The sequence below is a fragment of the Thalassospira sp. CH_XMU1420-2 genome (assembly GCF_037029325.1).
Lineage (GTDB): Bacteria > Pseudomonadota > Alphaproteobacteria > Rhodospirillales > Thalassospiraceae > Thalassospira > Thalassospira povalilytica.
In genome coordinates this window covers 1,046,017-1,070,148 of sequence record NZ_JAYMEG010000001.1, presented here as the reverse complement: position 1 = coordinate 1,070,148, position 24,132 = coordinate 1,046,017, and the positions used below count along the sequence as shown (strand labels likewise).

Annotated in this window: 24 protein-coding genes; 7 read left to right on the top strand and 17 right to left on the bottom strand. The window is 54.6% G+C overall.

Annotated elements, in window-relative coordinates; genetic code table 11:
* Window positions 1–56: 56 nt before the first annotated feature.
* From WA429_RS04720 to WA429_RS04705, 4 genes are all read right to left on the bottom strand, one after another.
* The gene (locus WA429_RS04720) at window positions 57–1,208 is read right to left on the bottom strand and encodes a glycerate kinase type-2 family protein (RefSeq protein ID WP_336107177.1); all 1,152 of its coding nucleotides are present in this window, start codon (window positions 1,206–1,208) and stop codon (window positions 57–59) included.
* Window positions 1,209–1,238: 30 nt separating this feature from the next.
* Entirely contained in the window at window positions 1,239–2,315 is a 1,077-nt protein-coding gene (locus WA429_RS04715; RefSeq protein ID WP_068519455.1) for a tartrate dehydrogenase, read from the bottom strand.
* A gap of 51 nt (window positions 2,316–2,366) precedes the next feature.
* Complete coding sequence (locus tag WA429_RS04710; RefSeq protein ID WP_206926944.1) at window positions 2,367–4,439, bottom strand: tripartite tricarboxylate transporter permease; 2,073 nt, start codon at window positions 4,437–4,439, stop codon at window positions 2,367–2,369.
* A 65-nt stretch (window positions 4,440–4,504) separates the two neighbouring features.
* Entirely contained in the window at window positions 4,505–5,452 is a 948-nt protein-coding gene (locus tag WA429_RS04705; RefSeq protein WP_101245665.1) for a tripartite tricarboxylate transporter substrate binding protein, read from the bottom strand.
* A 244-nt stretch (window positions 5,453–5,696) separates the two neighbouring features.
* Between WA429_RS04705 and WA429_RS04700 the strand changes: the two genes are divergently transcribed.
* A complete protein-coding gene (locus WA429_RS04700) occupies window positions 5,697–6,602 on the top strand; it encodes a LysR family transcriptional regulator (protein ID WP_101245664.1) in 906 nt (301 codons plus the stop codon).
* A 56-nt stretch (window positions 6,603–6,658) separates the two neighbouring features.
* Here the strand turns inward: WA429_RS04700 and WA429_RS04695 are convergent, their stop codons facing one another.
* On the bottom strand, window positions 6,659–7,450 hold the full coding sequence (locus WA429_RS04695) for an IclR family transcriptional regulator (RefSeq protein ID WP_068519451.1): 792 nt from the start codon (window positions 7,448–7,450) through the stop codon (window positions 6,659–6,661).
* A 170-nt stretch (window positions 7,451–7,620) separates the two neighbouring features.
* Here WA429_RS04695 and WA429_RS04690 point away from each other — a divergent pair, with 170 nt between their 5' ends.
* Together WA429_RS04690 and WA429_RS04685 are read left to right on the top strand one after the other, a co-directional pair.
* Window positions 7,621–8,763 (top strand): ABC transporter substrate-binding protein, encoded by a 1,143-nt coding sequence (locus WA429_RS04690; RefSeq protein WP_287466168.1) that lies wholly within the window; start codon window positions 7,621–7,623, stop codon window positions 8,761–8,763.
* Window positions 8,756–9,889, top strand: coding sequence for a CaiB/BaiF CoA transferase family protein (locus tag WA429_RS04685; protein WP_287466167.1), 1,134 nt, complete (start codon window positions 8,756–8,758; stop codon window positions 9,887–9,889). The genes WA429_RS04690 and WA429_RS04685 overlap by 8 nt, the downstream gene beginning before the upstream one ends.
* Window positions 9,890–9,962: 73 nt before the next feature.
* Here WA429_RS04685 and WA429_RS04680 read toward each other — a convergent pair whose 3' ends face one another.
* The 12 genes from WA429_RS04680 to WA429_RS04625 all read right to left on the bottom strand — a co-directional run bounded on the left by WA429_RS04680 (window position 9,963) and on the right by WA429_RS04625 (window position 20,320).
* Window positions 9,963–10,802, bottom strand: coding sequence for a fumarylacetoacetate hydrolase family protein (locus tag WA429_RS04680; RefSeq protein WP_068519449.1), 840 nt, complete (start codon window positions 10,800–10,802; stop codon window positions 9,963–9,965).
* A gap of 30 nt (window positions 10,803–10,832) precedes the next feature.
* Window positions 10,833–11,570, bottom strand: a complete 738-nt coding sequence (locus WA429_RS04675) for an SDR family oxidoreductase (protein WP_287466164.1) — start codon at window positions 11,568–11,570, stop codon at window positions 10,833–10,835.
* 9 nt (window positions 11,571–11,579) lie between these two features.
* Entirely contained in the window at window positions 11,580–12,782 is a 1,203-nt protein-coding gene (locus WA429_RS04670) for a UxaA family hydrolase (RefSeq protein ID WP_114099737.1), read from the bottom strand.
* Window positions 12,779–13,093, bottom strand: a complete 315-nt coding sequence (locus WA429_RS04665; RefSeq protein ID WP_287466163.1) for a UxaA family hydrolase — start codon at window positions 13,091–13,093, stop codon at window positions 12,779–12,781. The genes WA429_RS04670 and WA429_RS04665 overlap by 4 nt, the downstream gene beginning before the upstream one ends.
* Window positions 13,090–13,536, bottom strand: coding sequence for a MaoC family dehydratase (locus WA429_RS04660; protein ID WP_287466162.1), 447 nt, complete (start codon window positions 13,534–13,536; stop codon window positions 13,090–13,092). The genes WA429_RS04665 and WA429_RS04660 overlap by 4 nt, the downstream gene beginning before the upstream one ends.
* Window positions 13,529–14,584, bottom strand: coding sequence for a Gfo/Idh/MocA family protein (locus tag WA429_RS04655; protein WP_287466161.1), 1,056 nt, complete (start codon window positions 14,582–14,584; stop codon window positions 13,529–13,531). Before WA429_RS04655 ends, WA429_RS04660 begins: the two co-directional genes overlap by 8 nt.
* Window positions 14,577–14,906: an L-rhamnose mutarotase gene (locus WA429_RS04650; protein ID WP_068519443.1), complete on the bottom strand. Its 330-nt coding sequence runs from the start codon at window positions 14,904–14,906 to the stop codon at window positions 14,577–14,579. Before WA429_RS04650 ends, WA429_RS04655 begins: the two co-directional genes overlap by 8 nt.
* Window positions 14,903–16,021 (bottom strand): mandelate racemase/muconate lactonizing enzyme family protein, encoded by a 1,119-nt coding sequence (locus tag WA429_RS04645; protein WP_114113663.1) that lies wholly within the window; start codon window positions 16,019–16,021, stop codon window positions 14,903–14,905. The genes WA429_RS04650 and WA429_RS04645 overlap by 4 nt, the downstream gene beginning before the upstream one ends.
* 9 nt (window positions 16,022–16,030) lie before the next feature.
* A complete protein-coding gene (locus WA429_RS04640) occupies window positions 16,031–17,116 on the bottom strand; it encodes an ABC transporter ATP-binding protein (RefSeq protein WP_206926936.1) in 1,086 nt (361 codons plus the stop codon).
* A 4-nt stretch (window positions 17,117–17,120) separates the two neighbouring features.
* Window positions 17,121–17,987, bottom strand: a complete 867-nt coding sequence (locus tag WA429_RS04635) for a carbohydrate ABC transporter permease (RefSeq protein WP_101245654.1) — start codon at window positions 17,985–17,987, stop codon at window positions 17,121–17,123.
* Between the two features lie 3 nt (window positions 17,988–17,990).
* Window positions 17,991–18,887 carry a carbohydrate ABC transporter permease gene (locus WA429_RS04630; RefSeq protein WP_068519439.1) on the bottom strand — a complete coding sequence of 299 codons (897 nt, stop codon included), beginning with the start codon at window positions 18,885–18,887 and terminating at the stop codon, window positions 17,991–17,993.
* A gap of 107 nt (window positions 18,888–18,994) precedes the next feature.
* Complete coding sequence (locus WA429_RS04625) at window positions 18,995–20,320, bottom strand: ABC transporter substrate-binding protein (protein ID WP_287466158.1); 1,326 nt, start codon at window positions 20,318–20,320, stop codon at window positions 18,995–18,997.
* A 236-nt stretch (window positions 20,321–20,556) separates the two neighbouring features.
* On the opposite strand from WA429_RS04625, the gene WA429_RS04620 reads away from it, so the two are divergent.
* From WA429_RS04620 to WA429_RS04605, 4 genes are all read left to right on the top strand, one after another.
* Window positions 20,557–21,387: an amidohydrolase family protein gene (locus WA429_RS04620; protein WP_287466157.1), complete on the top strand. Its 831-nt coding sequence runs from the start codon at window positions 20,557–20,559 to the stop codon at window positions 21,385–21,387.
* A 229-nt stretch (window positions 21,388–21,616) separates the two neighbouring features.
* Window positions 21,617–22,504: a carbon-nitrogen hydrolase family protein gene (locus tag WA429_RS04615; RefSeq protein ID WP_082817846.1), complete on the top strand. Its 888-nt coding sequence runs from the start codon at window positions 21,617–21,619 to the stop codon at window positions 22,502–22,504.
* Window positions 22,505–22,527: 23 nt separating this feature from the next.
* The gene (locus WA429_RS04610) at window positions 22,528–23,526 is read left to right on the top strand and encodes a TRAP transporter substrate-binding protein (RefSeq protein WP_101245652.1); all 999 of its coding nucleotides are present in this window, start codon (window positions 22,528–22,530) and stop codon (window positions 23,524–23,526) included.
* Window positions 23,527–23,604: 78 nt separating this feature from the next.
* Window positions 23,605–24,114 (top strand): TRAP transporter small permease, encoded by a 510-nt coding sequence (locus WA429_RS04605; RefSeq protein WP_287466155.1) that lies wholly within the window; start codon window positions 23,605–23,607, stop codon window positions 24,112–24,114.
* The last annotated feature ends 18 nt before the right edge of the window (window positions 24,115–24,132 follow it).

Sequence of the window (24,132 nt, the reverse complement as noted above, 5' to 3'; positions counted from 1 at the left end):
GTGATAAAATCACTTAATTTGAGCCGGAAAAGCGCGATAAGTGCAAGTTTGACGGATTATAAGTGCAATCCTCTATAGGTATCGGGTGTGATCAGGCCACCGGCAATTTCTTCGAGCCCGTCAACACCATCTGTATCCCCGGCAATCGCATAGACCCCGGACAAACCATTAAGCGCAACCGCCAACCCCAGCAGGAATTCCACATTGCGCCCGCCGCGCCCGTTGCCCTTTACCGTGACGGTTGTTTCGCCACCGGACAATAACAGACAAGGGCGTGCAAACGGCTGCCCGCGCAGCACGATCTGACGTGCGATACCCGACAAGACCGTTCCGACGTCAGATGCTTCACCTTCGATCGCATCGCCAAGGATATGGGCGGCAATTCCCATATCACGCGCCTTTCGCGCGGCAGCTTCCAGCGCCATTTGCGGTGTTGCAATCAGAACGGCCTCACATTTTGCAATGCGCGGATCGTCATGCTTGATGCTTTCGGTTTCGCCATTTTCAAGCATGGCCCGCACTGCATCGGGAAGTGCGATGTCATAGCGGTCAATAATCGCCAGCGCGTCCGTACAGCTTGTCGGATCAGCAACAGTTGGCCCGGATGCCACATCCAGAAGACTGTCCCCCGGCACATCGGAAATCGCCAGGGTCACAACACGTGCCGGATGGCACATCGCGGCCAGACGACCGCCTTTGACGTTTGAAATATGCCTGCGCACACAATTCATCTCGTCAATTGCCGCACCGGATTTCAACAGGGCACGATTGATGTCGCGCAACCCGGCAAGATCCAGCGGCGCAACCGGATCAACCAGTAACGCCGATCCCCCGCCCGATATCAGACAAATGACCAGATCATCCGCGCGCAGATCACGCACAAGTTCTGTGATCTTCCGTGTTGCCGCCAGTCCCGCGGCATCGGGGACCGGGTGGGATGCTTCGATGATTTCGATATGCCGGGTTGGCACCGCGTGGCCATATCTTGTAACCACGCATCCCGATACCGGCCCGGACCAGTGGTGTTCGAGTGCGCGCGCCATCTTTGCCGATGCCTTGCCCGCACCGATCACAATCGTGCGTCCGTCTGGCGGCGCAGGCAGATGCGCTGGCACGCAGATATCTGGATCAGCAGCACGCACAGCCGTTTCAAAAAGCTCCGTCAGGAACCTTTTGATCGCCGTGCTATCGCCAATGCCAGACATCATGTCATCCCCTGTCATCTGCCTGCCCCACGATCAGACGTTATCGCCATGGATTGCCGCAATCACGGCATCGGTCACCTGACGGGTGGTGGCTTTGCCACCCAGATCGGGCGTGTGCAGGGACGGATCAGCGGTAACGCGTTCCACCGCACGCATCAAACGATCCGATGCCGCCTTTTCCCCCAGATGATCGAGCATCATCACCGCACTCCAGAATGTTGCGACCGGGTTGGCGATGCCTTTGCCCGTAATATCAAACGCGGACCCATGGATCGGTTCGAACATCGACGGGAAATTGCGTTCGGGATTAAGGTTGGCCGTCGGTGCAATGCCAAGCGATCCGGCAAGGGCAGCGGCAAGATCAGACAAAATGTCTGCATGCAGGTTGGTGGCAACGATGGTATCAATGGTTTCCGGACGCAGGGTCATGCGCATGGTCATTGCATCAACCAGCATTTTGTCCCATTCGACATCCGGATATTCGGCCGCCACTTCCTTGGCGATTTCATCCCACATCACCATGCCGTTGCGCTGGGCGTTGCTTTTGGTGACCACGGTCAGTTTCTTGCGCGGGCGTGACCGGGCAAGGTCAAAGGCAAACCGCATGATGCGCGTGACACCGGCACGGGTAAAAATCGAAACTTCGGTTGCGACTTCTTCGGGAAGACCGACATGCGATCGACCGCCCTGCCCGGCATATTCGCCTTCGGAGTTTTCGCGCACGATCACCCAGTCAAGTTCGCCCTGTTTGACATTGCGAAGCGGGCTTTCAATACCCGGCAAAATACGTGTCGGGCGCACATTGGCGTATTGATCAAACGGCTGACAAATCGCAAGACGCAACCCCCAAAGGGTCACATGATCGGGAACATCGGGCGCACCCACGGCACCGAAATAGATCGCATCATGATCCTTGATCTGATCGCGACCATCGGCCGGCATCATGATGCCGTGTTTTTTGTAGTAATCCGATCCCCAGTCAAAGCTGTCGAAGCTCATGGTGAAGCCACCATCCCGCTTTGCCAGGACATCAAGTACTTCTACACCGGCCGCAACAACCTCTTTACCAATTCCGTCACCCGGAATGGCAGCAATACGATAGTTCTTCATCACAAGTCTCTTCAGTTTGCAGATTAATTTTATACGGGTTTGACGCGTGTCCTAGAAAAGCGCGCCGGTTGGCATTCTGATCAGCAGCACTTCGGCCATCAGAAGATAAAGCCCCCCGACAATCACAAGCCCGCCGACCGCTTCGCCAAGGATGCGCTTGGCCGACATATGCTCGTAACAGGCAACGCGTCCCAAAATCAGGAAGGCCAGAATGGCAGCAATGCCAAAGCCGACCATCGGGATCACCGCCACCCAGACAATCATGGCAATGACCAAAGCAACCCGGCGTGCGTTTGAACTGTTGTCAGCAACGCCCCCTTGCTCCGGACCTGCCGGTTTACGCAAAATATTGAGCCCCAGAAGCATCAGTGACATGACAATGATCGCCACCGAAATCGTGCTGGGGAAGACCGACCCCATCGGGGTCATGGCAGATGTTTCCGCAAATGCCCAGACAGCCACACCAATCAGCAATACAGACAGGAACATGCCCGCATGATCACGTGGTTTTGCCAGCTGTTTTTTCAATCCTGCCAGGGGTGCAAAGCCGCTTTTTGCAACTGGTTCGACGTCACCCACGGTGGTTGATCCCTGACTGTCGGCATAGCTGCGTGCCGCATCAAGCGCGCGCTTCTTGGCGTTTTCCTTGCGCTTGGAAAAGACAAGCGGATAAAGCAGGGTAAAGGCGGCAAGGGCGACAATCGCCAGACTGATCGGACGCCCAAAGAACATACCGACAAGATTATGGGTCGCATTGCCGATCAGATAGGACTGCACAAATCCCTGTTCGGCGATCTGACCGAGCACCAGACCGAGCACAATCGGCGACGGCGCAAAACCGCACCGATTCAAAAGCCAGCCAATCACGCCAAGCGCCAGCATCATCTGCACATCATGCAGGTTGCTGTGGATGGCAAAGCTGCCGACAACGGTCAAAAAGGCAATGGTCGGAACAAGAAGGGTCTTGGGGATTGATGCAATCGACTTATAGGCATAGCGCCCGATCAGCAAACCGGCCGGCAACATCAGGGCCGTTGCAATCAAAAGACCAAAGATAAAGGTGTAAACAATATCGCCCTGCTGGGAAAACAGTGTCGGACCAATCTTGATCCCCTGTACCAGCAACGCGCCAAGAATGACCGCATCGGGTGGCGTACCGGGAATACCCAGAACAAGGGTCGGGATGAAACCGCCACCAACTGTTGCGTTATTGGCAGATTCCGTTGCGATAATGCCATCGGGGGCGCCATTGCCGAATGTTTCGGGCTTTTTCGATGACCGGCGTGCTTCGGAATAGGAAACCAGTCCGGCAATCGATCCACCCGCACCAGGCAAAACACCGATCACAGTCCCGATGATCGAGCTGCGCAGAACGTTGAATTTGCTTTCCCAGGCGATGCCGAATGCTTCGCGCAAGCGAATGCCGCGGTTGCCTTGCTCTACCTTCAAATGCGGGTCAGGCGTTGCAACCAGATCAATCAGAACCGGGATGCAATAAAGTCCGATCAGTGCCGATACGATATCAAACCCGCCCAGCAACATATGGGTGCCCATCGTAAAGCGGATATCACCGCCCACCACGGCAACGCCCACCATCGCCAGCATCAGACCAATACAGCCGCCCAGCAATCCCTTGATGGTATTGCCAACCGACAGGGCCGAAATCAAAGTCAGTCCGAAAATCGCCAACCAGAAATATTCCGGCGGGCCAAAGGCAAGTGCCACCTTGGCCAGCGGTGGTGACAGCAGCAACAGGAACACACCCCCGACGAGCCCGCCTACAACAGAAGCAAGCGTCGCCAGTGTTACTGCAAGACTGCCATCACCACGTTTGGCCATCGGGAAACCGTCAAAGGTCGTGGCGATCGCCGACGGGGTTCCCGGTGTGTTGACCAGAATGGCGGCAAAGGCACCGCCATAAATGGCGCCGGTATAGATCGCACCCAGTGCAATCAAACCGGTCGCCGGATCCATGGTAAAGGTAAACGGGACCAGAACGGCCACCGCCATGGTTGCCGAGAGTCCCGGCAAAGCACCGATTACAGTGCCCAGAATGACGCCACCAAGTGCCATAAGAATGTTTAGTGGCGTCAAGGCATTCACAAGATAACCCAAGAGCTCCATGACGATGGACCTTTCCAATCCCAATCTTTTTATTGTCGCAGTTTCAAATGTTTCAGACCGGGCACTTACCGGTTGGCAATGCCCAGTTTTTCTGCGATTTCGCGGTATTCTTCGGATTTGGCCGCGACAAAGTCATTGATGAAGTCATAGGAAATGTCGGTCAGAACAAAGCCCGCATCTTCCATTTTTTTCTGGAATTCCGGGTTGTTGTTCACATCGGTGATCAGCTGCGAAATCTTTTCGCGGATCGGTTCCGGGGTTGAGCTTGGAACGGCAACACCACGGAATGCACCACCGACAATGTTGTAACCCAGTTCCTTGAAGGTCGGAACATCCGGGAATGCCTTGACGCGCTGTTCGGACGCAACAGCAAGCATACGCATGCCATCACCATTATTCACACCGGACGTGACATAGTTGAAACCACCGGTGGTCTGGCTGCCAAGGATCGCGGTAACCGCCGGACCGGTGCCGCTGAACGGGACATAGGTGGTCGTGATACCGGCCAGTTCATCAAACTGAACCTGACCCAGATGGTTGGCCGAATTCGATCCCGAACCGCTCAGAGTGACAAGGCCCGGATTGGCTTTTGCATATTCCACAAGTTCGCCAAGCGACTGGAATTCACTGTCCTTTGGAACGAAGAGGGCGTTCGGGGTGTAATGGAAGAAGTTGATATAGGTAAGGTCCTTGGTTTCGTACCCAACGTCCTTTTCCATCGGCTGAAGGATCGTATGGGGCAGGTTGATGCCCATGATCGTATAGCCGTCACCTTCCATGCCGTTAAGCTGTGACCAGGCCTGTGCACCGCCGGCACCCGCCATGTACTGGATCACAAAGGACTGGCCAGCCAGTTCTTCCAGATAGGGCTGCTGGAAACGTGCGGAAACATCAGACTCGCCACCCGCGTTGAACGGAATGATGTAGTTGATCGTCTTTTCCGGATATTCGGCAAATGCCTGTGTTGAAACCAGGGTTGCAGCCATGGCTGCCGCGATTGCGAGCTTACGCATTGGTATTCCTCCCGTAGAATGAACAGCACCAACTTTGTTGGCACCGGCTGGTCACGAAGGGACGGCAAAGCACACCCGGCCCCGTCACCAGCTGTTTCCCTGATGTCATTGCGGGCTTTTGTGGCGCAGTAGGACACGCGTATTTGGCTTGAATCATTTGCCCGAATGACTCTTGCAGTGTAGATTTTTTAGTTATTCATTATAATTTCTGATTATTCATTTCATTGTGTCGCACAGGTTAAGAATGTCATCAGACAGTGATCTCGGATTTTTCGTTCTTCTGGTCCGCAAGGGCAGCCTGAGTGCAGCCGCCCAGGAGCTGAACCTGTCGCCGCCTGCAGTCAGCAAACGGCTGGCCAAACTTGAAGATCGACTTGGGGTGCGTTTATTGAACCGGACCACCCGCCGGATCAGCATGACCAGCGAAGGCGAGGCCTATTACCAAAGCGCAATCCAGATCATGCGTGAAATCGAAGAACTCGAAGAACGGGTTTCCCATGCCAGCGAAACCCCAAGCGGGCTCTTGCGCATCAATGCAACATTCGGGTTCGGGCGCGAATATGTGGCCCCGGTGATTTCGGAATTTTCCCACCTTTATCCCGAGGTCGAGGTCCAGCTTCTTTTGACCGATGCACCGATGAACATGGTCGAAGAAGGCATTGATCTTGGTATCCGGTTCGGGGGATTGCCCAATTCGCGCATCACAGCGCGCAAGCTGCTCGCCAACAGGCGGTTTTTATGTGCGGCCCCGTCCTATATCGAAAAGCACGGCATGCCGCGCAGTCTTTCGGACCTGATCAATCACAATTGCATCATCCTGCGTCAGGACAATGATGTTTATGATGTCTGGAAATTACAGCGTGGTCAGCATTCCGAAACGGTCAAGGTGCATGGCACACTCAGCAGCAATGATGGTGAAATTGCACTGGGCTGGGTGATGGACGGGCTTGGCATCATGTTGCGGTCCGAATGGGATATCGCCCGCCACGTCAAGGCAGGCCGCCTGCAGCTCGTGCTGCCGCAATATGCCCATGTCGATGCCGATATTTATGCCGTGTATCCGGAACGTCACAACCTGTCTGCCAAGGTGCGCATTTTCATCGATTTCCTGCATCGCAAATTGCGCAAGCACACCAGCGACAACACCTAGGAATAGGAACAGGCACCACAGCGATATTCTCGGGTGCCTGTTGACGTTCGGCGCAATCAGCTATGTGCGCCGGCACCAAGACGGCGGGAAATATCCTTTGTCACTGCGATCAGACGTTCACGGCATTCTTCGACCGATGCCACCGACGTTCCCGACAGGCGCTGGATAAACGGTACGGTCAATGCCGCCACGACCTTGCCCGAAAAATCAAAGATCGGCGCCGAAAGGTTCAAGACCCCCGCAATGGTCAAAGACTGTGATTCACAATATCCCGCTTCCTTGACCTTGGGCAGGTCATCAAGAAATGCCTGATACTTGTCTGCCGGTTCGGTCCCGACATCCTTCATCAGATTATCAAGCCCATCCTGATCCATCCACGCCGCCAGCACCCGACCCGATGCCGTGTCAAAAATATTGATCTGCGCACCCAGGCGAACAGCGGTGATGTTGTTGTCCTGACAATCGACCTGCGCAATCACAAGCACCTTGCCCGAATGAATGATCGCCAGATGCATCGACTGGTTCACTTCATTTGCAAGACGCTGCATCGCATCGCCCGCGATCGAAGTCAGACGACGGATCGGCGGATGGCGGTGTGCAACTTCAAACATCTTGGTCGTCAGTTGATAACGGTCGTCTTCTTCGCGCTGTTCGATATAGCCGCGCTGACACAACACCATCAGCATCCGGAAGATTTCCGATGTGTTGCGGTTCAGCTGCTTGGCAATGGCGATTTGCGACAATCCGTCCACTTCAGAGGCAAGCAGTTCAAGGATATCGAGCCCCTTTGACAATGCCGGGGCACGGTATTTTTCCTGATCAATCTGGTCGTCGGTCTTGCCGTTCATATGTCCTCGCAGGCGGATAAAAACCGGTTGATTTCGGTCGGCGGAGTATATGCGGGCCAGCCTCATTGTGGCAACTGACCCCGTGATGCGCAAATCATAATATCAAATATAAAACATTCTTTCATTTATAAATGTTCAGCATTAAACTGCGGCAAGGAGGAAATGCAAGAATGACTGAACACAAGAAAATCAGGGGCATGACCTGGTCCGATCCGCGGGGATATGACCCGCTTGTCGCGGCCAGCCAAACATTCCGCGACCGGCATCCCGATGCGGATATTGTCTGGGACAAACGATCGCTTCAGGGGTTTGAAAGCACACCGGTCGAAGAACTGGCAGAAACCTATGACCTGATCATCATCGACCATCCCCATGTCGGGGCTGTTGTTGAAAAAAACTGCCTGTTGCCGATCGACAGGTTTGCCGAAAAAACTGCGCTTGAACGTCTGTTTGCCGAAACCGTGGGCAAAAGCTATCAAAGCTATGCCTATGACGGTCATCAATGGGCCTTGCCGGTTGATGCCGCCTGCCAGGTGCAGGCCATCCGCCCGGACCTTGTTTCTGCCCCCGTCAAAACATTTTCCGATGTGATTGCGCTGGCCAAAGACGGCCGGGTCGTATGGCCGCTTCTGCCCCCCCATGTTCTGATGTCATTCTTCAGCTTGCTGGCAAATTCCGGCGCGCCTTTTCCGGTAACCCGTGGCACGGCAATCAATCACGCCGCCGCCCTTGATGTGATCGGGGCGATGGCAACGCTTGCTGATCTTGTCGATCCTGCCTGCCTGACAATGGATCCGATTGCCGCACTTGATGCCCTGTGTGAGGACAATACATTTGCCCTGTGCCCGTATGTCTATTTGTACGCGCCCTACGCACGGGTCAATTATCGGGCCAATCGCATTGCTTTCCACGATATGCCGTCGCTTGGCGCGTCCGGCCCGCTTGGCTCCGCCCTTGGTGGCACCGGGATTGCGGTGTCATCACAAACCAAACATCCCGATCTTTGCGTTGAATTCGCCCTTTGGGTTGCGTCGGCCGATATCCAGCGCGGCCTTTATGCCACCCATAACGGTCAACCGGGCAATGCGGTTGCCTGGGGGGATCCGGCGGTCAATGCGCCGGTCGGGTCCTGTTACAGCAATACCCGCATGACCCATGAAGCCGCTTGGCTGCGCCCGCGCCATGACGGCTATATGGCGTTTCAGGAAGACGCATCGCACATCCTTCTCGATGCGCTGACCGGAAAAACCGATCCTAAATCGGCCCTTTTGGCCCTTGAGACACGTTTTGACGAAAGCTTTGACCATGAATGACATGCTGCCGCTTAAGGGACTTAAGGTTCTTGATTTCTCGCAGTTTCTTGCCGGCCCCTATTGCGCGCTGAAACTGGCGGACCTTGGCGCGGATGTGGTCAAGGTCGAACGATCCGGCCTTGGCGATCTGTCACGTTATCTGTATCTGACCGACACCAGGATTGCCGGTGAAAGCACGATCTTTCACGCGATCAATCGCAACAAGCGTTCGGTTGCGGTGGACCTTAAATCCGATGATGACAAGGCCCGCCTGACCCAACTGGTCCGTGATGCCGACGTCATCTTGCAGAACTTCCGTCCCGGCGTGATGGAACGTCTTGGCTTTGGCTATGACGCGGTTAAAAAAATCAATCCCGCGGTCGTGTATGGCACCGTAACCGGTTATGGATCGGATGGCCCGTGGGTGGACCTTCCGGGGCAGGATTTGCTGGCACAGGCACGATCAGGGGTCATGTGGTTGTCCGGTGGTCGTGACCATGGCCCGGTTGCCATGGGCCTTCCAATTGCCGATGTGCTGGCCGGATCGGCCCTGGCACACGGGGTTCTGGCCCTTTTGTATCGCAAGGCGACGCAAAATATCGGCGGCTATGTCGAGACATCTTTGATCGAAGTTCTGGCCGATCTGCAGTTTGAATTGCTGACCACCTGGTTTAACGACGGCAACCGCACCCCGGAACGGTCAAAAAACAATCCGGCCCATGCCTATCTGGCAGCACCGTACGGAGTTTATGAAACTGCTGACGGGCATATCGCCATTGCGATGGGCAAGCTTGACCTTCTGGCAACGATCACCGGCCTTGCGCCTGAAATCGCCGGACTGGACGCCTTCAAACAGCGCGATGAAATCAAGGCCGGTCTTGCCGCACAGCTTAAAACCAGAACCAGCGCAAGCTGGATGGATGATTTCGTTGCCAATGATATCTGGGCGGCCCCGGTGATGGATTGGGACGGCGTGGTTGCAAGCGGCGTCTTGCAGACACTTGATATGGTTCAGAATATCGAACGCGGCGATGTTGCAATGAAAACCACCAAATTGCCGCTGCGTATTGATGGTGTGCGCCCGTCATCATCCCGTGCCGCACCGGAACTTGGTGATGCGAACGGGTTGCTTGAAACCGGCTGGTAAGGCAAAACCCACGAAACAAAAAAAAGCGCGGCATCATCACAATGCCGCGCTTTTTATTTGTCATACAATTGGATCAGTCGTCGTTCACACAGACCTGACGCTGGGTGCCCAGACCATCAATGCCCAGTTCGACCACATCACCGGCCTTAAGGTAACGCGGCGGGTTGAAACCAAGACCGACACCCGGGGGCGTACCCGTCGAAATGATGTCACCCGGATGCAGGGTAAAGAACTGAGACAAATAGGAAATCAGGTGCGGCACACGATAAACCATGGTCGCGGTCGAACCGTCCTGAACCCGTTCGCCGTTCACATCAAGCCACATGCCAAGATTGTCAAAATCGCCAACCTCGTCGGGGGTCACAAGCCACGGACCGGTCGGGCCGAAATTGTCTGATGATTTGCCTTTGGACCACTGGCCGGCACGTTCGATCTGATAGGCACGCTCGGAAACGTCATTGATCAGACAGAAACCGGCAACATGATCAAGTGCATCGGCTTCGGACACGTATTTGGCTTTTTTGCCAATAACGAAACCAAGTTCGACTTCCCAGTCGGTCTTTTCCGAGCCGCGCGGAATAATGATCGGATCATTCGGACCACAAATTGCCGAGGTATATTTGGCAAAAATCACCGGCTCCGGCGGGACTTCCATACCGGATTCTGCGGCGTGATCGGCATAGTTCAAACCGATGCAGATGAATTTGCCAGTCTGACCGACACAGGCACCAAGACGCGGATTGCCTTCGACAAGCGGCAGGCTTTCCGGATCGATTGATTTCAGATCATCAAGGCGGGTCAGAATGTCACCCGCGATATCATCGACATGGGCCGAAAGGTCGCGCAGATTGCCATTGGCATCGACCAGTGCGGGCTTTTCTGCACCGCGCTCTCCGTAACGTGCGAACTTCATATTACGTCCAATCCTTTGTTCAAATTCTGATCAGGCGGTCCAGCCACCATCAACAACATGCACAGCACCGGTGGTAAAGCCGCTTTCATCTGATGCGAGATACGCAACCAGTGCTGCAATTTCGTCCGGCTTGCCGATACGACCCATCGGCTGGCGCGCGATAAATGCCTTAAGCGCGCCTTCGTAATCCCCCGTCGCCCGCAGACGTTCATGCAGACTGGGGCTGTCCACGGTTCCCGGTGCAATCGCGTTGCACCGAATGCCCTGGGTAACGTGATCATTGGCAATTGCCTTGGTCATGCCCGTAACCGCCGCCTTTGACGCCGAATAGATAAGACGGTTGACCGGCCCTGTTACCGGCCCCGCAACCGAGGCCATATTGATAATCGAACCTTTGCCTTTTTCAAGCATACCGGGCAGGACCGCACGGATCATGCGGAACTGGGATTTGACATTCAATTCAAACGCAAAGTCCCATTCTTCTTCGGTTGCTTCAAGAATGGTGCCGTTGTGAACAATCCCGGCACAGTTAAACAGGACATCAACCGGACGAATGTCATTGATCAATGCCGTGATCGCATCCTTGTCGGTGACATCAAGTTTGCGGGCCTCGATGCCGTCAATGGCACCAAGTTCGGCAAGGGCAGCGTCATTGACGTCAGTTGCAATCACACGACCGCCTTCGGCCGCAAGCCTTTCGGCCGATGCCCGGCCAATGCCCTGACCGGCAGCGGTGACCAAACACAGTTTTCCTTCTAGTCTTTTCATAATTCCTCCTCAGACCGCTGGCAGGCACGACGGCCCGATCGGATCAAATGATTTGTAGGTCAGAATAAATTCCCGATGACCAAGGGCCTCGGATTTGGTTTGCGCACCCTTGGCGACATTAACGACCAGATCGCGGATTTCCTGTCCGACCTCGGCGATGGATCGTTTGCCTTCGATGATATCACCGGCATTGACATCCATGTCGCCTTCCAGGGCGCGATAGGTATCGGGGTTTGCGCAAATCTTGATGACCGGGGATATGGCCGATCCGACAACCGATCCACGCCCGGTGACAAACAGGGTCATATGTGCGCCACTTGCGATCATCTCGACGATTTCGGCATTGTCCGAAATATTGGGGAATCCAAACCGGACTTCGCCATCCGGCACCACATCCATCAGATAAAGCCCGCCGCGCGGCGGCACATCGCCCGGTTTGATCAGACCGGAAATCTGGCTGTCACCTGATTTGACATAGGCACCCAGACTTTTTTCCTCGATCGTGGAAAGGCCGCCTGCGGCATTGCCGGCCGCAAATGACCCATAGCCAAGCGTTGCGTAATACCGTTCGGCCTTTTGCACCGCTGCGCGAAGTTCTTCGCCCAGTTCCGGCGTTTTGGCACGTTCGGCCATGATGTCTTCGCAACTGATCAGTTCGCCGGTTTCTTCAAAGATACAAGCAGCCCCTTCGGCGATCAGAAGATCAAATGCCTTCCCCGCCGCCGGGTTACCGGAAATGCCAGACGTCCCGTCAGACCCGCCGCAAATCGTGCCAATGATCAATTCATCGACCCCCATCGGGGCACGTTCGACCTTGGCGACTTCATCAAGTGCGGAACGCACCCAGGCGCGACCGGTTTCAACTGTTTTGGCTGTGCCGCCGGATCGCTGAATGACAAGGGTTTCAACCGGGCGCCCGGTGCTTGCAACGGTTCCCTTTGCGCGCACCTTGTCAAAGCTTTCGCAGCCAAGCGACACGAACAGAACCGCACCGACATTGGGATGGGTGCAAAGCTGCCCCATCACACGGGCGGCATATTCATTGGGGAAACATCCGGGAAATCCGATCAGTTGCACGTCTTCATCATCAAAACCGGCAACGATTTTCGATGCGACGAAGTGCGCACATTCAACCAGATAGGCAACAACGACTGTATTGCGGATCCCTTTGCGCCCGTCAGAACGCAAATAGCCTTGGAATTTTTCTGTCATTTGGGCGTCTCCGGGCTCTGCCCATCTGCATCCTGAAGCGCATGGGTCGGGGTATAGGCAGAACGGATATTGTGGATGTGAACATGCGTGCCTGCGGCGATATCAGCCGTCGCAATACCGATCGGCATCCCGTATTTCAGGATGCGTTCACCCGCCGCGATATCGCGAAAGGCAATCTTGTGGGCAAGCGGGATGGTATGGGCAAGCGTAACCGTGCTGTCAGCCAGTTTGACTTCCGTTCCGGCCGGGGCAGATGCCCGGGCCACCAGCACATTGTCATCGGGATGAAGATGCAGGAAGGGCGCGGTCATGGCTTCATCTCCACCATATAGATGTGATCGGCCACAAGGGCTGTTTCACCATTCTGCTTGGTCACGGTCAAACGTTCGGTCACCCGTCCGTAACCCGCGCGTTTTTCCATCACTTCCTTGGCGATGATTTCGACCCGCGATTTGATCGTATCACCGATAAAGACAGGTTTGACGAACCGCATACGATCATAACCATATGAAAACGCCACAGGATTGATAATCGTCGCGGTCAGACCGACCCCGATGGTAAAGACCATCGTGCCATGGGCGATCCGTTGTCCGAACGGCAAGGTTTTGCAGAATTCCTCATCAAGATGATGCGGGAAAAAGTCCCCGGAATGACCGGCATGAACCACAAAGTCCGTTTCCGTGATCGTACGGCCAACCGTGTCTCGCCCTTCGCCGATTTCATAATCTTCGTAATATTTGGTTTGCTCAAGCATCGGGTGCCTCCTTGATCGGATGCATCGGAAGGGCCGAACTTTCATAAGCGGCCTCGACCAGTGCCATGGTATGCCATGCGTCCTCGGCCGAACCTTCAAGCGCATCATCCATCCCGGCCGCAAAACGCTGTACCTGGGCAAAGCGCCCGTGGAAGGCTTCGATGAACCAGTTGCCGACGAGATCAATCTGGCGCCATTCACCATCGGTGTTCAGCCACAGTTCGTCAGGCTCGCCTTTCGGGTAATCAAGGTTAACGCCCATTTTCATATAGGCCGCCCCCTTGGTGCCGCAGATCCGGAATTCGCAGGCCTGGAATTTGCGCCCAAAGGCATGATTGTGATTGATCGACAGGTTGCAGCGAACGTCATGACCGTAATCAAGCATGATCGCGCTTCGGGTATTGGAAACCGTTGATGACGGATGGCCAATGGTGCGCGCATGAACGCCCGCCGGATTGCCCAGAAAGTCGCGGACGAAATCCAGATAATGGATCGAATGCAACAGGATCTCGACCCGTGGCAAATCGGCAAGAAACGCCCAAAGATGCCACGGCGTATCAAGTGCCAGCCATGCATCAAAATCAACGATATCGCCAAGCAGACCCTTGGCTATGGCATCCTTGATCGCAAGCGAATTCGGCGCAAAGCGAAGCTGGAAATTGACCGCGGCCTTGATGTTTTTGCGACGCAGGACCGAGATGATCCGGTCCGCTTCCCCCAGATCGGAACCAAGCGGCTTCTGGATCACGGCAATCGCACCATCGGGCAATGCTTCGAGCAATTCCGGAATGGCTGAGGGCGGCACGGCAAGATCAAAGACGACACCAGCCTGACTTGCGGCCTGTTCAAGCGTTTCAAAGGCAATTGTGCCCCACGCGCCTGCAACTTTCTGTGCCTTGGCGAGATCGGGATCATAAATCCCGGCCACCGGCACCTTCAAATCGCGATAGGCCGGAAGATGGGCATCGGTGACGATGGACCCAGCCCCAAAGATCACAACCGGTGTAACTTTTGCGGGCATTTCGACGGTTTGGCGCAGATCAGTCATGGTGGAAGACCTCCGGCATTTCGGCCCACCATTCGCCTTCGGCTCGACTGTCCAGCGGACGCTGAAGCGGCATGCAATGAGACCACCACCGCTGGGTTTCCGGGTCGGCGGCCATTTTCGCCATGTCGGCTTCGAAATCAGTGCCGACATATTCGAAATAGGCAAACAGCAGGTTTTCCGGTTCTTTGAGGAAAATCGAATAATTGCGGATATTGCAATCAGTTATCTTGGCAAGCACGCCGGGCCATACATCGGCATGCAGCCGTTTATATTCGGCAATGGCGTCCGCGCCGATCCCGATCAATTGTCCATGACGGGTCATTGATGTGCCTCCGTAATTTCGAATGCGCTTCCTGCGACCGTTAATACGGCAAGTTTGTCGTGATCCCATTCGATCCCGAGGCCCGGCGTCATCGGCGCAAGCGCATTACCGCCTTCGCGTGCCATCGGGGCTGCGATGTCTTCAAGCTGGGGGATGTATTCAAGCCAGGGCGCATTGGGCACCGCGCAAACAAGGCTTACATGCAGTTCCATAAGGAAATGCGGGCAGATCGCGATGTTATGGGCTTCGGCCAGATGGGCGACCTTGAGCCATGGCGTAATCCCGCCAATCCGGGCCACATCGGCCTGCACAATCTCACAGGCATCCTGTGCGATATAATCGGCAAACTGACCGGGGCTATACATGCTTTCACCCACAGCAATCGGCACGCGTGACTGGGACTGCAACCGGGCATGGCCCGCAATATCATCAGCCGGAAGCGGTTCTTCAAACCATGCGATATTCAGGCGTTCAAGCATCGGCAAGCGACGCTTGGCCTCACCCGATGTCATCGACTGATTGGCATCGGTCATGATTTCATAATCATCACCAAGTGCGTTGCGGACCGCCTCCAGACGTTCGCAATCCTGTGCCACGGTCGGCTTGCCGATCTTTACCTTGGAGCCAAGAAAACCGGCTTCTTTTGAGGCAATGGCATCTTCAACCAGTGCATCGGGTGACAGATGAAGCCACCCGCCTTCGGTCGTATACATCGGCACCGATGATTTCGCCCCGCCCGCCAGAATATGAAGCGGCAAGCCGGTTTTAACCCCGCGCATGTCCCAAAGGGCCGTGTCAATTGCCGCAAGGGCAAGCGACATGATCGGTCCGACCGCCGTGGCATGCGAACAGAACAACAGATCCCGCCAGATGGCTTCGATCCGGTCAGCATCCTGCCCCATCAGGCGCGGCAACAGCGTTTCTTTCAACAGCGACAGGATCGCAGGTCCGCCATCACCGATGGTGTAGCTGTATCCCATGCCCTTGGCGCCATCCGCATCACGCAAAACAACAAAGATCGTTTCCTGTGAATTGAATGACTGAATCGCATCCGTGCGCACGACCTTGGGTTCAAGATCGACCATAAAGGCATTTGCAGATGTAATGCGCGCCATTGATCAACCTCACGTACGAAGGGTTGCGCCGGTTTCGGCATCAAACAGATGGCATTTGTCGAGCATGATCTGGAACGTCATGCGCTCGCCACTTTGGACCGGACGCGGATTTAGCATCTTGGCCTGAACTTCGGTTCCGGCAAGGGTCGCAAACAACAAGGTCTCGGTACCAAGCGGCTCTGTCAGATCGACTGCCATTTCGACCTCCGCCATATGTTCACCACGTGGCAGGGCATGACCAACCGGCATGATATTGTCGGCCCGCACGCCAAAGGTCACAGCCTGACCGTCCTGTATTGCATAACCCGGCGGAACCGGCAGACGGGTGCCGTCAGCAAATTCCAGTTCATTGCCTTTCACCACACCATCGAGAAGGTTCATCGGCGGGGAACCAATGAAAGTCCCGACAAAGGTGTTTACCGGGTTTTCAAAGACATCCAGTGGGGTCCCGACCTGTTCGATATGGCCATCGCGCATGATCACAATCCGGTCGGCCAGCGTCATGGCTTCGACCTGATCGTGGGTGACATAGATGATGGTGGATTTCAGTTTCTGATGAAGCTTTTTGATCTCGACGCGCATCTGGGTACGCAGCTTGGCATCAAGGTTTGAAAGCGGTTCATCAAACAGGAAGACTTCCGGGTGACGGACAATCGCACGCCCCATCGCCACACGCTGGCGCTGACCACCGGACAAGGCGCCCGGCTTGCGATCAAGCAACGGCGTCAGGGACAGGATTTCGGCGGCTTCGTCAACGGCCTTGTCGATTTCGGCCTGTGACTGTTTGGCAATCTTGAGCGAGAAACCAAGATTTTCACGCACCGTCATATGCGGATAGAGCGCGTAGTTCTGAAACACCATCGAGATGTTGCGTTCACGTGGTGGCAGATCGTTTACAACACGTCCGCCAATTTGCACTTCACCGCCGGAAATGCCTTCAAGACCGGCAACCATGCGCAGTGTCGTCGATTTGCCACAGCCCGACGGACCGACCAGCACGACAAATTCGCCATCCGCGATATCAAGATTGATGGAATGAACAACTTCAAGCGGGCCGTATTTTTTGACGACATCGCGAAGGTGGACCTGAGCCATTTTATTATCCTTTCACACCGCCAAAAGTAAGGCCGGCAATGAGATGTTTCTGCACGAGGAATGTCAGGATCAGCGCGGGGATAATCATCAACACCGCAAGCGCACACATCCCGCCCCAATTCAGGGTAAATTCAGACGTAAAATCGAGAAGCCCAACCGGCATGGTCTTTGACGTGGTCGAACGGGTCAGCTGGGATGCCAGCGCATATTCGTTCCACGATGTCAGGAAGGCAAAGATGCCCGCCGATGCAATACCGGCACGAGCCACCGGAAATTCGACACGCCAGAATGCCTGCCAACGGGTACAGCCATCGATCTCGGCGGCCTCGGCAAGTTCCGGCGGGACCTGACGGAAGAACCCGTCAATCAGCCAGATCGTGAACGGAATGTTCAATGCGACATACGCCAGGATCAGACCAAAATGGGTATCGATGATCCCGATCCGCGCAAACAGGATGAATAACGGCAGCGAAAGCGCCACACCGGGAACAGCCCGCGTTACCATCAGACCGACAAACATGCCGCCCTTGAAATTGAACTTGTAGCGCGCAAAGGCATAGCCGCCTGCCATCCCGATCAAAATGGCAATCACGGTTGAGGTAACCGAAATAACCAGCGAGTTGGCAAAATAGGTCAGAACCGGCACCCCGCCCTCGCCAATACCGCTGAACATGGCGCGGTAATGATCAAGGTTAAGCTCGTTGGGAATCCAGACCGGTGGTTTGGCCATGATTTCGACCGTCGGGCGGAAAGAATTCAGAACAATCCACAGGCCCGGCACGCACAGCACCATCATGGCACTGAAAAGGCCAAAGAAATGCAGGCCCTTAAGGGTATAGCGGCGCATGCGATGATTAAGGTTACTCGCCATGATTTACGCCCCCATCCCGAGTTCTTTGCGCGACTGCGTCAGTTTCTTGAAGAAATAGATGGTGAAGAAAATCGCCAGAAAGATCGAAATATAGCCCATGGCATTGGCATACCCCATGCGGGCATCGACATAGCCGGTCCGCCCGATCAGGGTCCAAAGCAGCTCGGTACGACGTGCCGGGCCCCCATTGGTCATGATCTGCACAATGTCATAGGCACGTGCGACATCAAGGGACCGGATCGCCATCGCGATATAGATAAAGGGCATCAGGAACGGCAGGGTCACATAACGGAACGACTGCCATGCGGTGCATCCATCGACCTTTGCGGCTTCCAGCGGATCACGCGGGATCGCATACAGACCGGCAAGAATAAGAATTCCAAAGACCGAAGTTGCGGTCCAGATCTCGGCAAAGATGATTGAAAACATCGCCAATTGCCCGTCAACCAGCCACGGGATCGCCTGATCGGTGATGCCAAGCGACTGAAGCGCGTTATTCACCAGACCGACATTGTCATTGAAGATGAATTTGAACTGAAAGCCGACCAGGATCGGCGAAAACATCATCGGGAACATCATCATGGTGCGCAAAAGACGTTGTCCCTGCGTCACCTTGGACACCATCAAAGCCAGTCCCAGACCAAACAGCATCTCAAGATTGAGTGCCACGGTCAGCAACAAAACTGTTCGCCCGAAAGCCGCCCAGAACTTCACATCCGTCAGGGCCTTTTCATAGTTGAAAAAGCCCACCCAGTTGAAAATGCTGTCAGGCCGGGTCAGCCGATACGAGGTGAAACTCGAATATAATGACAGGACGAGCGGAATCAGCACGACGGCCGATAGAATAATGATGGCTGGCAACAAAAGAACCAACCACGGTGGAAGCTTCAAGCGATTCATCGGGATGTCCCATTGATCGGCACGGACCTGTGCCCGCGCATTTGGGTCAGAGGATGGTCAGGCGGCGCAACACCCGAAATTGCGAATTGCGCCGCCACAAGTCTGGCTTAGTAGACGCCTTCTTCCTGCATCAGATCGTCAACGGCCTCGGACGCATCCGCAAGCGCATCATCAACCGATTTATCACCAAGAATGGCGGCCTGAAGTTCAGGATAGATCAGGTTGGTTGCCTCGATCCAAAGCGGGGTCGGCGGGACGGCAAATGCAGTTGCCGCAGTTTCCTTGAATGCCGCCAGCACTTCACGACGATACGGATCGTCTTTGGCCTGTTCGGAAATGTAATCCCAAACTGCGGTGCGGGTCGGAAGCGGTCCGGCCGCACTTTCAAGCTTCTGGCTGTCTTCGTTGGTCAGGAATTTGACCAGCGACGCTGCGGCTTCCTTGTTCGCGCAATCTTCGGTCACGGAAAAACCGTGGAAGCCCGACCAGCCGGTGCGCACACCTGCCGATCCTTTGGGTGCCGGTGCAACACCGACATTGCCAGCCACTTTCGAAGATGACGGATCGTTAAAGAAACCAGCCCAACCCGGCCAATCCAGGTTCAGCGCAATGGTGCCCGACGCAAAGCCGTTGCCCAGGTCATCCCAGAGATAGTTGGTCGTGCCGGCCGGAACGGCTTTGGCATTATAAAGATCGACAAACCACTGAAGGGCGCGCTTGCCTTCTTCGGAATCAAAAGCCGGCGAGAAATCGTCATTAAACAGTTTGCCGCCTTCGGCAACGACCATTTCATAGTAACGACCGACAATTGCCTCATCCTTGCCCGCATACTGGGTGCCATAGAAGTTCGGCGGATCGGCAAAGAAGGTCGCCTGATCCTTTACCTGTTCCCAGGTTTCCGGCACGGCAAGCGGATAGCCGAACTTGGCTTCGAATGCCTTGGCCTTTTCGGCATCGTCATACAGGTCTTTTTGATAATAAAGTGCCGACACATCGAACTGTGCACGCGGCAACATCACAAGTTTGCCGTCAAAGGTCGCGGCCTTGATATTGGCCTGCACGAACTCGGCCACCACACCCTTGTCCACCAGACCGGTCAGGTCGGTATAAAGCGTCGGGTACTGGGATGCAAAAGACGAATGGTTCGATCCGACGCACCAGTCGGTGGTTCCGGCTGCGATGTCGGATTTGAATTCCTTGTCCAGCTCGAAATGGTTCTTTTTCGAGATGATATTTACGTTGGCACCGGTGGCGGCTTCCCATTCGGGAATGCGGGCATAAAGCGCTTCATATTGCTGACCACCGATAAGCTTTGCCTCGATGGTTACGCCGTCAAATTCACCCGCCTGCGCGGTGCCGAATGCAGAAATTGCTGCCGTCAAAGATGCAGTCGCAAGCACGGCACGGGACGCACCGCTCAATAACGTTTTCATTCTATCCTCCCTGAAGGAACGGTCTTTCCCGACCGACTATCACTTCCGAGGTCATTCTTGCTGTGACTTTCATATTCGGAAGCATCTTTTATATTTAAACTTGACTTGATCGGTGAGTCAAGTTGAACTCCACAAGAAATCACCTTACAGCTGAAAAAACATAAGATCGCCGGGACGCAAGGTAGCACCACCTGTCGCGTGACAACCGGGAAACGCCGAACCAAAGAGGAAACGCCATGTTCATCGACACGCATCTTCACCTCGTTGCACGCGACCGGATCACCTATCCCTGGCTTAAGGATGTCGCTGCTTTGGATCGTGACTGGACGTTTCAGGATTATGAAACCACTGCACGCCGGATCGGGATCGAGGGCGTTTTGCATATGGAAGTCGATTGCGCGCCAACCGATATTGCCGCCGAAAACACCTTTGTCGGGGAATTGATGGCACAGCCCGGCAGCCTCATGCGCGGCGCAATTTCGTCTGCAAGACCGGAATCCGGGGATTGTGAAGCATTCCTCGATACGCTTGATCTTGATATCGTCAAGGGCATTCGCCGGGTGCTGCATGTCGTTCCCGACGACCTGTCACAAGGATCCCTGTTCCGCGAGAATGTCCGACGGATCGGCAAAAAGGGGCTTCCTTTTGATATATGTGTTCTGCAACGTCAGTTGCCTTTGGCCCGCGATCTTGTCGATGCCTGCCCTGATACGGTGTTTGTTCTTGATCATTGCGGTGTTCCCGATATTGCCGGGGACGGCTTTGCCGATTGGGCACAATCCATTTCGGCACTTGCAAAACGCCCGCATGTGAATGCAAAGATTTCCGGTATCACGGCCTATGCCAAACCCGACTGGACACTCGAAACCCTGCGTCCCTATGTCGAACATATCATTGAATGCTTTGGCTGGGAGCGCGTGGTGTGGGGATCAGACAGCCCGGTTTGCACCCTGAATTCATCACTGGATCAATGGATGGCGGTAACACAGGCCCTGATCGCCGATGCGTCAGAAACCGAACGCGCATCCCTGACCCACCGCAACGCCCAACGCATCTGGTCGATCTGAACCGATAAGATGCCGTGATGTGCGGCCCGCAACCGATGCGCTGTTAAGGCCGCACATCAAATAATCCACTGAAACAATTACCATAAACACGCATGGTGTAAGTTTTCTTACACATAGCGCAAGCAGTGACTACCTGTTCGCCCGGATCGGGCCTCGATAATGTTTATCCAACAAACAAGGGCAGCAAGCTCTTTGGATAACAATTTGACAGGCGAAGGGTAGTAACTCCATGCAAAGCAAGGTCGTAGCAAGTGCGGTCCAACACCAACCCGTAGAGTTGGGTGGTATTGATGAAAATCTTGCTTTCATCCTTAATCAGATGCAGCTCGAAGCATCGAACGGTAGCGATCTTGTCGTCTTTCCAGAAGCCAATCTGACCAGCTTTTTCAAACATGAAGAAGGCGGCTTGAAACGGCTTTGGAATGAGGGATCGGTTGATGTTGACGGCCCGGAACTCAATGCGATTGTCGAAGCGGCAAAGACCCTTGGAATCTATACCGTCGTCGGTTTCAACGAACGTTCGTCGATGGTTGGCACCATCTATAACAGCGCGGCCCTGATCGGTCCGGAAGGCATCGTTGGTGTCACCCGCAAATGCTTCTTCCCGGGCATTGAAAAGCTGTATTACACGCCGGACTACAATCGCACGACCTTTGACTGCGCACTGGGCAAAATCGGCATTGTGATCTGCTATGAGACCCTGTTCCCTGAAATTGCACTTGAGCATTTCAGACAGGGTGTAGAAATTCTTGCAGTCACCTCTTCATTCTGGTCTGGCGGCATCAAAGGCGGCGCTGGTGACCCGGTAACCAAAAAGAAATTCTGGGAAACTGTCCCGACCGTTACCGCAATTCAAAACCAGGCGTTTGTCGTGTCATGCAACGCTTGCGGCTTCCTTGACCTTGGCAAAAAAGTCGGGACCTGGGAACGCCTTGGCCTGAGCCAGATTGTTTCCCCAAACAGCGGCATTCTTGCCCAAGCCGGACAGTTCGCAGCTGAAACCATTCGGGCCGAACTGAATGTCGATGATCTCATCGAAGCCCGCACCAACTACCCCCTGATGGCAGATCGTCTTCGGGGTCGAAAACTGGTCGAACAACCAGCAACAATCAGATAATTACCATCAGTACGGAGGCATCAATGAACAGCAAGTTCAAATTTGCGGCATTAACTGCAATCGCTTTGGCCGGCTTCAACGGACCAGCCATGGCACAGGAATTCACCTTTACCTTCGGGCATGTTCTTATGGAAGACACGCCCAATGGCAAGGCAGCACGCGCATTCGAAAAAGAAGTCGAAGAAAAATCCAATGGCCGCATCGAGATCAATGTGATCCCGGCTGGTGGCCTTGGTGGTGATGTCGATATTATCGAGCAGCTGCAAAACGATCTGGTACAGATTGCAATTCCGCCGACCGCGACCCTGGGCAACTTCGAACCGAAGCTTCAGGTTCTTGATCTTCCTTTCATCCTTCCGAGCGAAGAAATGATGGTCAAGGTTCTTGACGGCGAAGTCGGTCGTTCGATCCTTGATACCCTTGATCAGCACGGCATGCATGGCGTCAACTTCTGGGGTGCCGGTTTCCGTAACATCACCAACAATGTGCGTGAAATCACCTCGGTCGAAGACCTTGCCGGCATCAAAATGCGCACCATGCAAGCGCCGGTCATCCTGACCCAGTACAATGAATGGGGTGCAAACCCGACCGCGATGGCCTTTGCCGAAGTTTACGGCGGCCTTCAGGCCGGTGTTGTTGACGGGCAGGAAAACCCGATCGCCAACATCGTTGCGATGAAGTTCTATGAAGTTCAGAAATACATGACCCTGTCGTCACATGCCTATCACGGCTATGCCGCAGTCATGAGCGAAAATGCCTGGAACTCGCTTCCGGATGATCTGCGCGCCATTGTTGTTACCGCATTCGACAATGCCCGTGATCTGGCCCGCGAACTCACCAATGAGTATGAGGCAGAAGAACTGGCAAAAATCAGCTCGGACATTGCCGTCCATCGCCTGACCGATGCTGAAAAAGAAGCCTTCATCAAAGGCAGTTTCGCTGTCCATGAAGCCTTCGCCGATGTAGTTACACCGGAACTGATCAATTCCATTTATGCAGTTACCGGCGCAGGCCCCAAGTAATCTGCACATTTTGAAATGATGGACCGACTTGCAGGAACGCATTCTTGCAAGTCGGTTTTTTGACAATGGGACGGCAACATGTTCGAAAAATTTGACAAGGCTCTTGCCCGGCTCGAAGACGGATCCATGATCTTTCTGATGGCCGTCGCAATTTGTCTGACATTTCTTCAGGTGGTCATGCGCTATGTCTTCAGCGCGCCGCTTTACTGGGCCGAAGAAGTTGTACTCTATTCGATCATCGTAATGAGCTTTGTCGGCATCAGTATCGGCATCCGGCTTGGCAGCCACATCTCGGTCGACCTTCTTGATGCGCTTGTTCCGGAAAAACACATCCCCGTTCTTCGAATGATTGCCATTGTTCTCGGAATACTTTTTGCCGGTGCACTGGTCTATTTCGGCGGGAAACTTTTCCTCAATACGCTTGATCGTGGCCAGCTGTCGCCTGCCTTGCGCATCCCGGTCGCAGCAATCTACGCAATCATTCCCGTTTCCGGGCTCCTGTCGCTGTTTCGCTATGGCTATGCGTTCATGCAGTTGCGGCAGGGCAAGCAGATCGCAGCATCAGAAGAAAACCTTCGCGCCATGTAAGCTGCTTTTCGCGAAGCT

Coding starts and splice junctions, on each gene's coding strand:
- WA429_RS04685 (WP_287466167.1), top strand. CDS start 8,756: ATGAATGACATGCTGCCGCTTAAGGGACTTAAGGTTCTTGATTTCTCG.
- WA429_RS04645 (WP_114113663.1), bottom strand. CDS start 16,021: ATGGCGCGCATTACATCTGCAAATGCCTTTATGGTCGATCTTGAACCC.
- WA429_RS04700 (WP_101245664.1), top strand. CDS start 5,697: ATGTCATCAGACAGTGATCTCGGATTTTTCGTTCTTCTGGTCCGCAAG.
- WA429_RS04620 (WP_287466157.1), top strand. CDS start 20,557: ATGTTCATCGACACGCATCTTCACCTCGTTGCACGCGACCGGATCACC.
- WA429_RS04635 (WP_101245654.1), bottom strand. CDS start 17,987: ATGGCGAGTAACCTTAATCATCGCATGCGCCGCTATACCCTTAAGGGC.
- WA429_RS04650 (WP_068519443.1), bottom strand. CDS start 14,906: ATGACCCGTCATGGACAATTGATCGGGATCGGCGCGGACGCCATTGCC.
- WA429_RS04670 (WP_114099737.1), bottom strand. CDS start 12,782: ATGACAGAAAAATTCCAAGGCTATTTGCGTTCTGACGGGCGCAAAGGG.
- WA429_RS04715 (WP_068519455.1), bottom strand. CDS start 2,315: ATGAAGAACTATCGTATTGCTGCCATTCCGGGTGACGGAATTGGTAAA.
- WA429_RS04660 (WP_287466162.1), bottom strand. CDS start 13,536: ATGCTTGAGCAAACCAAATATTACGAAGATTATGAAATCGGCGAAGGG.
- WA429_RS04695 (WP_068519451.1), bottom strand. CDS start 7,450: ATGAACGGCAAGACCGACGACCAGATTGATCAGGAAAAATACCGTGCC.
- WA429_RS04675 (WP_287466164.1), bottom strand. CDS start 11,570: ATGAAAAGACTAGAAGGAAAACTGTGTTTGGTCACCGCTGCCGGTCAG.
- WA429_RS04665 (WP_287466163.1), bottom strand. CDS start 13,093: ATGACCGCGCCCTTCCTGCATCTTCATCCCGATGACAATGTGCTGGTG.
- WA429_RS04605 (WP_287466155.1), top strand. CDS start 23,605: ATGTTCGAAAAATTTGACAAGGCTCTTGCCCGGCTCGAAGACGGATCC.
- WA429_RS04690 (WP_287466168.1), top strand. CDS start 7,621: ATGACTGAACACAAGAAAATCAGGGGCATGACCTGGTCCGATCCGCGG.
- WA429_RS04630 (WP_068519439.1), bottom strand. CDS start 18,887: ATGAATCGCTTGAAGCTTCCACCGTGGTTGGTTCTTTTGTTGCCAGCC.
- WA429_RS04655 (WP_287466161.1), bottom strand. CDS start 14,584: ATGACTGATCTGCGCCAAACCGTCGAAATGCCCGCAAAAGTTACACCG.
- WA429_RS04680 (WP_068519449.1), bottom strand. CDS start 10,802: ATGAAGTTCGCACGTTACGGAGAGCGCGGTGCAGAAAAGCCCGCACTG.
- WA429_RS04625 (WP_287466158.1), bottom strand. CDS start 20,320: ATGAAAACGTTATTGAGCGGTGCGTCCCGTGCCGTGCTTGCGACTGCA.
- WA429_RS04615 (WP_082817846.1), top strand. CDS start 21,617: ATGCAAAGCAAGGTCGTAGCAAGTGCGGTCCAACACCAACCCGTAGAG.
- WA429_RS04710 (WP_206926944.1), bottom strand. CDS start 4,439: ATGGAGCTCTTGGGTTATCTTGTGAATGCCTTGACGCCACTAAACATT.
- WA429_RS04640 (WP_206926936.1), bottom strand. CDS start 17,116: ATGGCTCAGGTCCACCTTCGCGATGTCGTCAAAAAATACGGCCCGCTT.
- WA429_RS04705 (WP_101245665.1), bottom strand. CDS start 5,452: ATGCGTAAGCTCGCAATCGCGGCAGCCATGGCTGCAACCCTGGTTTCA.
- WA429_RS04720 (WP_336107177.1), bottom strand. CDS start 1,208: ATGATGTCTGGCATTGGCGATAGCACGGCGATCAAAAGGTTCCTGACG.
- WA429_RS04610 (WP_101245652.1), top strand. CDS start 22,528: ATGAACAGCAAGTTCAAATTTGCGGCATTAACTGCAATCGCTTTGGCC.